Raw genomic sequence first — 11,227 nt, forward strand, 5'->3', positions numbered from 1 at the left:
CTTCGCGGCACACATTTTGTCAGAAGCCTTGCGTTATCCGTAAGGCTTCTTTTTTTAATTAACCTGATAAAACAGCATGAGTAGATTTCTTTCCTTGTTTGTGGCCTTGTGGTTTAGCTGTGGTGCCCTCCTTGCCCAATCGAAAGTGATCACCTACCACAACGACGACCGTTCTTCTGTAAAAGAAGAATATTTTATCTCACCGGACTCGCTAATAATCGGTAAGTACCACCGCTATTACCCTTCTGGTGAGCGCGAGGCCGTGGCCAAGTTTGTTGATGGCAAGAAAGACAGCATCTTTACAGAATTTTACCCAAATGGGCAGGTAAGGCTACAAGTGACTTATAAAGACGATGTAAAGCAGGGACCGTTCCGTTCTTATCACCCCGATGGCCGCCTGCTGCAGGAAGGTAGTTTTGAGAATGACCAGCAAAGCAATATGCTTAAAACGTATTACCCTGATGGAACCCTGCGACAGGAATCTGCCTTTGTAAATGGTTTTCCGGAGGGTGTGGTGAAGGAGTACTACCAGTCTGGCACCTTAAAATCTGAGATCAGCTACAGCAACAGCAAACAAAACGGTCTGGCAAAAACCTACTACTCCAACGGTAAACTCGAAACGGAGGCAAGTTACCGGAGCGGTATGCTGGAAGGATCTTATAAAACTTACTTCGACAATGGCCAATTAGAAACAGAAGTCGAAAATGTGGCAGGGCAGAGGCAGGGTACCTACAAAAGTTATTTCAGGTCAGGTCAGCTTAGTACTCAGGGCAGCTTCCAGGCAGGTAAGATGCACGGGCAGGCAAAGGCCTGGTACGAAAGCGGGAAACCCAGAAGCGTGATCACCTACCGGAACGGAGCCATGCATGGCACTGCACTGCATTATTACGAGCAAGGCAACCTCCGGGAAGAAGGCACCTACAGCAACAACGGCGATGATAAAAAGCTGCTGCGCTATTACCCTTCTGGCCACGTACAGGCAGAGGAGCAGTTTAAGAACAAATTACGCACCGGCAACTGGCGAACATATTTCGATGCTCCCGGTAAAATTTTAAGCCTATCAGAAACGTACGCTAACGACCGATTGACAGGTGAACGTCTGGTATACCATGAGAATGGGCAGCTAAAGGAGAAGTACAAGTACGATAATGGCAAAATAATCGGCCCCAGCTTCACGTACCACCCCTCTGGCAAGTTAAAATCAGAAACAGCTTACAAAGATGGTCTACGGTTCGGGCCATACAAGCAGCTTTTTGAAAGTGGCAAAACCGAAGTTACAGGCCAGCACCGCAACAACAAAGCCACCGGCAACTGGAAATACTTCGATGAGCAGGGCAAACTCCTGAAGACCGTTGTGTTCAGAAACGGTGAGGTGCTGGAGACGAAGGAGAAGTAGCGGGCTTTTATATCTGCTGCGCCATAAATATAGATTATTCTAATGAAAATGGCCTTCCAAGGGCTTTCGGTCCAGAAAATGCTCAAGGGTCTTTAGCTAAATAGGCATAGATTTTTTCCAAAACTAACCAGGTTCTGTTACGCAAGTTATTTTTAGTTTCTTAATCTGCAGTTAATACAAGGGCTGCATTTAGCTGTTACTTTTTCTGGTAGCCTGAAATAGCTTTTTTTCTTCGCCTTCCACTGTATCGAATTCTATTATGTCAGTCACCTGATTGTTAACCGTATCATAAACCACAAAATTAATTCCTCTTCTTTTGGGCGAATAGTCATATCCGTTAATATTAATGATGCTCACACTGCCAAAAGCAGGTGCTGCGGAATTGATGCTAAACCTGATGTGGTCAGGGAGTGGATTATACTTTGTATCTTTTGATGAGATTTCGGAAGGACCAGTTTCATTTAAATATTCAACTATCTTTCCGTTATAAAGTATAGCTGAGTAGGATCCAGTAACTGGAATGTGATCTATTCTAGAGCCATGTTGCTTTAAAATTGTGTAAAATTCAGCAGGCATGTTAGCTGCACCTGCACCCATGAAACTGATGAAGACCGCATGGTTCGTTTTAATGTTTCTATTCAAGAATTGATAAGCGTTTTCTGTATAGGCCAATCTAATGTTGTGCTGTTCCTGCAAGTCTGGCGTTATTTCAGATTCTCTTGCTATGTAAAAGGTATCAGGCAAAACACCGGTAGTAGTCAGCGAGAAAAGCGAGCTATTAAAATTAGTTAGCTGATCATACTTCATATACATGCTAATGTAATAATTGCTTGAATGAAAATATAACGGATATGACGTTTTCTGCAATTCATGCATAGAAGTGTAAGGTCTGATATATAGGGTAACAAACGTATTTGCCGTTAGTATATCTTTTTTCTTGAAGCTGATATAGATTATGCCAAGCGTTAATGTTATACCTAGAACTAAAGGAACCAGAGTTTGCCTAGAAGCGAAAATCATCCCTATAAAGATCCCTAGAATAAAATAGATAGGTAAAAAAAACACAATTAAGTCGGGTACATCATAATTAATGTTAAACACAAGTTGGCCTACAAGAGCTGCCCCAAGAAAAATGAGTTCGACATATCCCTTTTTTTGATACAAATAATAGAAAAAACCTGCCGCTGCTAAACTTAGGCCAAGGATAGTGAAATTTAAGTTTAAAAGTTGGAAAAGTATATTAAACCTTTCGTAAAGAATAACAGGCAACGTAAAAGGAAACATCTGAGAATGAAACCCACTGCCAGTTATATAGCCAAAGAACTCCGAGAAATTTGGCTTGAAAGATGATTCAATGTACAAAGGGTTGCTAGTGTGGGCACGGTAGTAAACTAGAATATACTGGGAGATACCTGCCAGAATGAAAAGCGCAACAAAGAGCAAGTTTCGTGTAGCAATTACTTTACGATAGTCAGCTTTCAAGGAAATAAATACCAGAGCTGGCAATATAGTAACCATTGTTAAATGATTGCCAAAGCTCAAGGCGAATACGGCGCAGCCAAGCAAATAATATTTGTTGCTTTTGGTGTAGTAGAACTTCAGGAACAGGTAGAATACTGTAAGAAGATAAAAGATGTTCAGGGTGTAAACTTCTGCCTCGGTTGCCTGTGTCCAGAAGGTGTAGGTAAAGCCCATGCAAAGAGTTGCCAACGTGCTCCCAATCCTGCTATTGGTGAGCAAGTGTACTACAGAGTAGAACATTACCATTGCAAGTGCTCCAAACAATACAGCTATCAGCGTGATTCTTTCGGGCATGTCCAGGAAAAATATTATCCTGGAAAACAGCTCCGTCAGCATCAGAAATTGCGGGTAACCTGTGCTATGTGGTAACCCATTGGCCAGGTGTAGGTACTGCCACTTTATTGAGTCCCCCCAGTTAATTCTGCCTCCGGCACCAGGGTACATTGTGAGGCTATAAACCGTTAAAAAAAACAGAAATATTCCTATTTGTAAAGTATATGGCTTTAGTCGATTAACTACCTTAATCATAAAAGAAGAAATATGAAGATCAGTAGCAGTAGCTACCCATTATAAATTGTGAATTGTTGATATACTATTTAATTAGGGTGTTAATATATTCTTTGATAGAATCATCGAGGCTTCTATTGCTTTGTCCATATTGTAATATTCCCATTCAGCAAAGCGCCCTGTCAGGTAAATATGGTGCTTCTGCAGCTGTTGTTTCAGGTTGGTTATCTTCTGGCGTGTGTCTTTTTCCTGAACTACATAAGAATTCGGTTCATAATTAGCCTGCAGCGGACGGAGGTTACCCGGTAACTTATTTATTTCCTCTTCCATTTCTTGTAAAGGGACTTTGCCAGAGAACTCAACTACGCATGTTTTTCGGGTACTTCCTGCATTATTAGCTGGGCTAAAGTTGCCGGTGTAAATAATGCGGTGAGCCCGCGTAAAATCCTCCGGAATATAGAGCCATGAAAGGTCATTGTCATCGCATTCGCAGAACAAATTAGACGTACCGTTCGATTTTAGCTCCTCCACAGCTTGCAGGGCGTGTTGTAGTGCAGCATCTTCTATCTGTATTAACTGGCTTAACTTGCGCACATCACCTGTATAAATAACCGCATCTGCGGTGCCGGAGGCATTTAGAAGTAACTGGCCATTCTGTAAACTAATGCTGCTGACCCACTGATCTGTTATAATGTTGATCCCTTGGGCCAGGCGATTTGCTATAAACTGAGAGCCTCCGGTTTTAGGATAGTAGAAGCTGGCATGCACCATATCCGACTCTTCTTCCTTAACAATATTGCTGAGCAGGATGTCCTGGATATTGGGCATCGGAAGTTTTCCCTCCAGCCACTCCAGTGCTACCAGGCTTAGGTCTGTATTCCAGATTTTCTGATTGTAAGGCTTAAAATATAATTTGTAGAGTGTTTCTCCGAAAGTACCTTCCAGAAATGCTTCGAAATGATTGTATGCAAAAGGTGCTTTGGGAGCAGTATTTTGGATTTTAAGTAAATCTGCCAGCACATTCTGCACTGTTTCCTTGTCAAATTCACCAAGGTAATTTTCGATAGGATAACCTATCAGCTTCTGGTTAATAAGAATTTTGGCATTTCGCTTTGCCTTTATAAATTCCTTTTCCTGGTCGAACTGTGCCCAAAACCATTCTGAAACTGCCTTGTTTTTGGCATTAAACACATGGCCACCTACTTTGTGGAACAGGTTGCCTGAAACAAGGTCGCATTTAACGAGACCTCCTATTTTTTCGGCTTGCTCCAACACCACAACATCGGCGGTTTTAGCCAGGAATCGCGCAGCAGATAAGCCTGATATACCAGCTCCGATAATCGAAATATTTTTTTTCATGAAGTTGTTTTCACCTACACGTTATAAGTAAACTTTCTTACCTGTGAAGCGGAGTTTTACATAGTACAATAGGGTTTGTCTGGCATTACGAATTGCTTTTGGCGATACACTTGCCGAAGGCGCCCTATAATGTATAGGTACTTCCATATACCTTTTTTTGCGGAGCAGGTACCGGATTTCTGTCTGGTAAAAGTGAGCAGTCGATTTTAGAGGATAATCCAGAAACTGTTTAACTACACTGCGGTGAAAACCCTGATACCCGGAAGTCATATCTTTCATGGTGGTTCCGAGTAGCAAGTTCGAAACCAATGTGCCAAACTTTGATAAAAACCAGCGCCCCCAGGCAGAGTCTGCTGTACTGCCCCCATTTATAAAGCGACTTCCAAAGGCACACTCATTTCCTTCGTTCAGTACACGCAGAAACATTGGCAAAGCCCTTGGGTCATGCGATAGCCCGGCATCCATTTCTATAATAAAAGCGTGGCCGCCGTCGTAGGCTGCCTGGTAACCTGCCAGGTAGGCATCTACTACATTTTTGGTTTGAGGGGCCCAAACTGTTATAAATCGAGGGTCTTTTGCAGACAAATCGCGGCACAAACTCAGTGTGTTATCCACTGAAACTTTGTCTACAACCAAATAAACGTGGCCACTTTCCAGTCTGTCGAGTACAGCGGTTAAAAGTGTACTAAATGGAGAGAAATCACTCTCTTCGTTAGCCAGTGGTATTACCAGTGCCCAATCATTGTCAAAATACATTAAGTTGAATTAATAGCCTTACAATTATTCAAAAGTAAATAATCAAGTTTATAACAGAAGAAGATTTTTCCGATTAAAATTCAATACTAGTATTTATTATTCGTGACCCAATGATAACTAGCTATATAAAGTTGCCAATTGGAATTCCGAATCAATAGGTTTATAAAACAATGGCGTGCTAATCATTTAGGTATTGCTGTAATAATCCTGTCATGTTGCTTTCTTGTCCATTATCTAACTAACTACCCGCACTGTGTAATAATCAGGATGTCGCGCCATTTTTTTAGCAGTTTTCTGTACCTTCGTGTTCTAACGTGATGTACTTATAATTCATTTCACAGCTTATCGCCTGTTGCAACTCCTGCTAAAAAAACACCTTAGATTAACCGCCATCAGGTACAAAAGCTGGAACAGGTAAACTTTGCCGAAAAATTTATTTGGTGTATATGAACACATATTAGTTTATAATTATATTTTCACGCTAAATACAGCTAAACTTATGCTTTGCTAAAGAGCATAAACAATAGATAACACAGAGAGCATGCTTATTAATAAAGTTTCGGATCAGATTAAGAAAAGTAAACTCATTAGCCGGGACCTGAGTTGGTTACGCTTTAACTACAGGGTGCTGGATCAGGGGCGCGATACGGACAAGAACTTTTTCGACAGATTAAAATTTCTGGCCATCACGTCTTCTAACCTGGATGAGTTCTTTATGATCAGGGTCGGAAGCTTGTATAACTACCTCGATTATGGCAAAGAGCGCACCGACTACTCCGGCCTGCGCGAAATACCGTTCCGTAAAAAGCTGCTCGACTATGCCCATCGCTTTGTAAACGACCAGTACCTTACCTTTAACAGCGAACTGAAGCCACTGTTCTGTAAGTTTGGCTTTGATATTCTGCGGGTGGAGGAACTGAACGAGGCGGAGCAGAAAAAAGTAGATTCTTACTTCAAGAACACTATTTTTCCGCTCCTGACACCCATGGTCTACGACAACTACCATGGGTTTCCGCTGCTCATGAACCAGTTGCTAACTTTTGGCGTGGTAACCCGCACACAAGATGAGCAAAAGGCGCAGGACCGCGTAACGTTTGTGCAGATACCTCAGAACCTGGCTCGCTTTTATGAAATAAACCGAAAAGACAAACTTGTTTTTGTGCCGATAGAGGAGATTATCCGCTGGAAAATTAAAAAGCTTTTCCGGAATGTGGAGATCGTTTCGGCTAACCTGTTCCGTATAACCCGAAACGGCGATTTTACCCTGGAAGAAAGCGATGATATTGATGCGGACTTTGTGCAGGAGATAAAATCGAAGCTTCGCACCCGCAAGAAGGGCCGTGTGGTACGGCTGGAAATAGAACGCAATCCGTCGCCGTTTATGATGCGCCTGCTAAAGGAACGCTGGACCATCGACAATGCCAATGTGTTTACCATTAGTAGCCTGATCGACCTGCGTGGCCTCTGGCAGATAATTAACCACCGGCAATTTCGTGATAAGCGACCCAAGCAACCGGCTTCGCTCATGCCCCTGAGCCTGCCCAGCGATGGCGTAGACATGTTCGACTACCTGAAAGAGCACGATGTGCTGCTGCACCACCCTTACAACAGCATGGAGCCGGTAGTAAACCTGCTGGAGCGTGCTGCCGAAGATCCCTATGTATTAGGTATTAAACAAACCATTTACCGGTTAGCCGACCAGTCGCGGGTAACGGCTGCTTTGCTCAAAGCGGCAGAAAATGGCAAGCACGTGTCGGTGCTGTTTGAGGTGAAGGCGCGTTTTGATGAGGAGAAGAACCTGCGGGAAGGCGAGAAACTGGAGAAAGCCGGCTGCTTTGTAATATATGGCATAGGTAAGTATAAAACCCATACCAAAATGCTCATGATTATCCGGAAAGAAGGGGAGAAGGTGACGCGCTATGTGCACATAGGCAGTGGTAACTATAACGAACAGACAGCCCGCCTGTATACCGACGTAAGCCTGCTGACTACTAACGATGTGTATGCCCACGATGTATCGGAGTTCTTTAATGTAATTACCGGGCACTCACGGCCCAACCAGTACAAGAACCTGATAACATCGCCAAAAAACATGCGGGCAGAACTTATTGAGCTGATACGTGCTGAGGCACGCAATGCTAAAAAAGGGCTGAAAAGCGGTATTGTCATTAAAATTAACTCGCTCGAAGACAGAGAGACTATTGAGGAACTTTACAAAGCCTCAAAAGCAGGTGTTACTATTAAACTGATTGTGCGCGGCATCTGCTGCCTGCGCCCCGGCCGCGAAGACCTGAGCGAGAATATTTCAGTGAAATCTATAGTAGGGGAGAACCTGGAGCATAGCCGCATCTACTATTTCCACAACAACGGCGACTCTAAAGTGTATGGTGGCAGTGCCGATATTATGGTGCGCAGTTTCGACCGTCGCATCGAGGCTTTGTTCCTGATCGTGAACGAAGAGTTGAAGCGGGAGGTCCTTCATATACTGCACTATAACCTGCTCGACAACCAGAACTCCTATATTATGCGCGAAGATGGCACGTACGCCAAGAAAAGGCTGGCTGCGCATGAGGAGGTAGTAGATGTGCATAAAATATTTTACAGCAGAAGCTTACAGATAGAAGGCGAAGTAGAACTTATCTGATACATTAAAGCTAACTAAACCGATAAAAGGAAGCACGGGCAACAGTTCGTGCTTCCTTTTTTTGTACAAGCTGAAAGGTGTTCTGGAAACAAAACCCTGGATATACCCTTGGCGGAAATTCTCTTTTTTAGCTTTGGAAGGGTAAAAACATTAGAATAATTGAGGTAACCTTTAAGCTGCCTCACAATGGGTATGATGCTGCGCGTGTACTTAAGCTATGAATATAATTGGTCATGTAATTTCAGAGTGCGTCAGTTCAGGAGCGGTTAGAAAGAAGTGAAGAAAGAGCCAGCCTTGGAATATTTATTAATGGAAAAATTATATCTTTTTAGATGAATTTTACTATATTTAAAAAAATGATTTAAGCTTGCCTCTACATAACACAGCACCGATTTATAAACAGGTAAAGTTCTTGCTTAGGGCAAAGAAGAAAATTTATTATATACGCCTCTGAAAGCTCCAGGGAAAGGAGCAACTTAGTACGCGACAACTAATTTAAATAACAAATAAGAATGAATAACAAACTGAACCAGGTACTCTTGTTGGCATTGGGCTTCTCGATGGGGAATGGGTACCTGCAACATGCGGCAGCACAAGGAGAGGTTACAACTGTTACAGCCTTCGATAGCAAGTATGTAGACTGGTATAACCGCAGCGCAACGCAAGACAAAATACAGGGAGTGGGCGTAGACCGTGCTTACAAAGAGCTATTGCCAACAAAGCAGCCCAAAAAGAAAATTGTAGTGGCCGTAATAGACTCTGGCCTCGACATAAATCATGAAGACCTGCAGGGGAAAGTATGGGTGAATAAAAAAGAGATACCCGGCAACGGCATCGACGACGATAACAACGGTTACGTAGATGATGTGCATGGTTGGAGTTTTCTGGGGAATGCAGCAGGCGAGAACATTCGGTACGAAACGTACGAGTATATCCGGATTTACCGAAAACTGGCACCTGTTTACCAGCACATAGCTGCTGTAGAAGCCGTTCCTGCCGATAAACAGGAAGAGTATAAAACTTTTCTGCGTTGCCAGGAGAAATACGAGAAAGAGGTTTCCCAAAATCAGAAGACACAGGAAAACCTGACCAGGTTTGAAGAAGTGCTCGCTACCTGTGAGGCTGTTATTGGCCAGCACCTGGGCAAAAGTGAGTTTACAGTAGCAGAAATAAGAGCCATCGCCACCAAAAACGACAATGTGCAGCGGGCCAGAGGCTGGCTATTGAGCCGTTACGACATGGGCTTCGAGAAAGCTTCTTTTCAGAAATACAAAGACCACACCCAAAACGCCCTCGAAAAGCACCTGAACCCGGCCTACAACCCAAGAGCCATACTGGCTGATGACCACGAAGACATAAACGACCGCAACTATGGCAACAACGATGTAAAAGGTCCGCGGCCAGACCATGGTACGCCAGTGGCAGGCCTTATTGCAGGTGTGCGTAACAATAACCTGGGCATAAATGGTATAGCCGAGCACGTTGAAATTATGGCCCTCAGAGCTGTGCCCGAAGGCGATGAATATGATAAAGACATTGCCCTGGCCATCAGGTATGCTGTAGATAATGGAGCCAACATTATAAACATGAGCTTTGGCAAAGAGTTTTCTCCGGAGAAACAGTACATTGATGAAGCCATAAAATACGCAGAGGCTAACAACGTGTTGCTGGTGCACGCAGCCGGCAACAGCGCTTACAACATCGACGATATCATACATTACCCCACCAGAAACTGCAACGATGGCACAGCTATCAGCAGCTGGATCGAGGTTGGGGCCTCCTCTATGAACTCTGATAAAAGCATAACAGCTGAGTTTACAAATTACGGCAAAAGATCAGTAGATCTTTTTGCACCAGGCGTTGATATCGTATCGCTGGCTCCTGAAAATAAATACGCCAAGGTAGACGGCACCAGCTTTTCGAGCCCGGTAGTTTCGGGAGTTGCTGCCCTGGTGTGGTCTTATTACCCAGAGTTAACGGCAGTAGAACTAAAAGAGGTGCTGGTAAACTCCTGCACTAATTATGGCAAGAAGAAAGTGAACTTACCAAACGAGGATTCACCGAAGAAAAAAAAGACCAGGTTTTCAAACTTGTCCAGAACAGGAGGAATTATTAATGCCTACGAAGCCCTGAAACTGGCCGAAAAGGTAGTAAACGAAAAAAGCCAGGGAGTATAAACCAGGTGTAACAACAGGTGCCTTACTAATTTTCTAACCTTAAAAATAACACAAGTATGAATTGGTACATGATGGTTTTAAGAAAGTACGCAGAGTTCAGCGGTCGCGCCAGGCGCAGCGAGTATTGGTACTTTTTTCTATTCAACATTTTGGTTTCTATGGCATTGGCTGGTGTCGATTTTATAATTGGCTCGGCTCTCATGGGCGGATCTATTGGTTTGCTTGGCGGCCTTTACTCGCTCGCTGTTTTTATTCCGGGTCTGGCAGTTTCGGTTCGGCGGCTCCACGATACCGGCCGAAGCGGCTGGTGGTTACTCATCTCGCTCGTACCGTTCATCGGCTGGATTGTGCTGATTGTTTTCATGTTCACCGACAGCCAGTATGACGACAACCAATACGGCCCAAACCTCAAAGTAGATTACCAGTACGGCGTGTAGTTAAGTACCTGTTACATACAAAAGCCTTACAGTTCAGGCAGGGGCTGTAAGGCTTTTTTGTTGGAGTCCAACAGTAGGTAAAAGCGAACTGGATGAACTGGTGCTAACTAAAAGCGATGCCTCATTTTAAATGACAAGGGAGTTAAATGCTCGAAAGAACCTGTGGCTAACCCTTGACAAAAAAACATCAAAAAGTCTTTGGAAGGCCAATTTCATTTGAATAATTAACTTGGCTTCGACATATCTGAACTTATCGGTTGCTAAACAGCGGAACCCATGCCAACACAAGTCTAACATCTAGCTTCTAGTATCTACCATCTAAAATCTAATAAAAAAGCACCTCCTGCCTCTCCTGACATTTCGCTGGCACTTCCTCTGAAATATAGTTAGCTTTATAGGTAGAAATTTGCCTTATGAAACTGAATCACTC

General features: G+C 43.5%; 7 protein-coding genes. 4 read left to right on the forward strand and 3 right to left on the reverse strand.

What is annotated here, in order from left to right; genetic code table 11:
- The first annotated feature begins 76 nt into the window (after positions 1-76).
- On the forward strand, positions 77-1,396 hold the full coding sequence (locus tag FVR03_RS06785) for a toxin-antitoxin system YwqK family antitoxin (protein ID WP_147920978.1): 1,320 nt from the start codon (positions 77-79) through the stop codon (positions 1,394-1,396).
- Positions 1,397-1,585: 189 nt separating this feature from the next.
- Here FVR03_RS06785 and FVR03_RS06790 read toward each other — a convergent pair whose 3' ends face one another.
- From FVR03_RS06790 to FVR03_RS06800, 3 genes are all read right to left on the reverse strand, one after another.
- Positions 1,586-3,445, reverse strand: coding sequence for a glycosyltransferase family 117 protein (locus FVR03_RS06790; RefSeq protein ID WP_147920979.1), 1,860 nt, complete (start codon positions 3,443-3,445; stop codon positions 1,586-1,588).
- A 72-nt stretch (positions 3,446-3,517) separates the two neighbouring features.
- Positions 3,518-4,783 carry a protoporphyrinogen/coproporphyrinogen oxidase gene (locus tag FVR03_RS06795; RefSeq protein WP_147920980.1) on the reverse strand — a complete coding sequence of 422 codons (1,266 nt, stop codon included), beginning with the start codon at positions 4,781-4,783 and terminating at the stop codon, positions 3,518-3,520.
- Positions 4,784-4,804: 21 nt separating this feature from the next.
- Positions 4,805-5,539, reverse strand: a complete 735-nt coding sequence (locus FVR03_RS06800) for a glycosyltransferase family 2 protein (protein WP_147920981.1) — start codon at positions 5,537-5,539, stop codon at positions 4,805-4,807.
- A 541-nt stretch (positions 5,540-6,080) separates the two neighbouring features.
- Here FVR03_RS06800 and ppk1 point away from each other — a divergent pair.
- The 3 genes from ppk1 (at position 6,081) to FVR03_RS06815 (ending at position 10,797) form a co-directional block, all read left to right on the forward strand.
- Positions 6,081-8,183, forward strand: a complete 2,103-nt coding sequence (gene ppk1 / locus FVR03_RS06805; protein WP_147920982.1) for a polyphosphate kinase 1 — start codon at positions 6,081-6,083, stop codon at positions 8,181-8,183.
- Between the two features lie 512 nt (positions 8,184-8,695).
- Positions 8,696-10,360 carry a S8 family peptidase gene (locus FVR03_RS06810; RefSeq protein ID WP_147920983.1) on the forward strand — a complete coding sequence of 555 codons (1,665 nt, stop codon included), beginning with the start codon at positions 8,696-8,698 and terminating at the stop codon, positions 10,358-10,360.
- Positions 10,361-10,416: 56 nt separating this feature from the next.
- Positions 10,417-10,797 carry a DUF805 domain-containing protein gene (locus FVR03_RS06815; protein WP_147920984.1) on the forward strand — a complete coding sequence of 127 codons (381 nt, stop codon included), beginning with the start codon at positions 10,417-10,419 and terminating at the stop codon, positions 10,795-10,797.
- The last annotated feature ends 430 nt before the right edge of the window (positions 10,798-11,227 follow it).

It is taken from the genome of Pontibacter qinzhouensis, assembly GCF_008017455.1.
Classification (GTDB): Bacteria; Bacteroidota; Bacteroidia; order Cytophagales; family Hymenobacteraceae; genus Pontibacter; species Pontibacter qinzhouensis.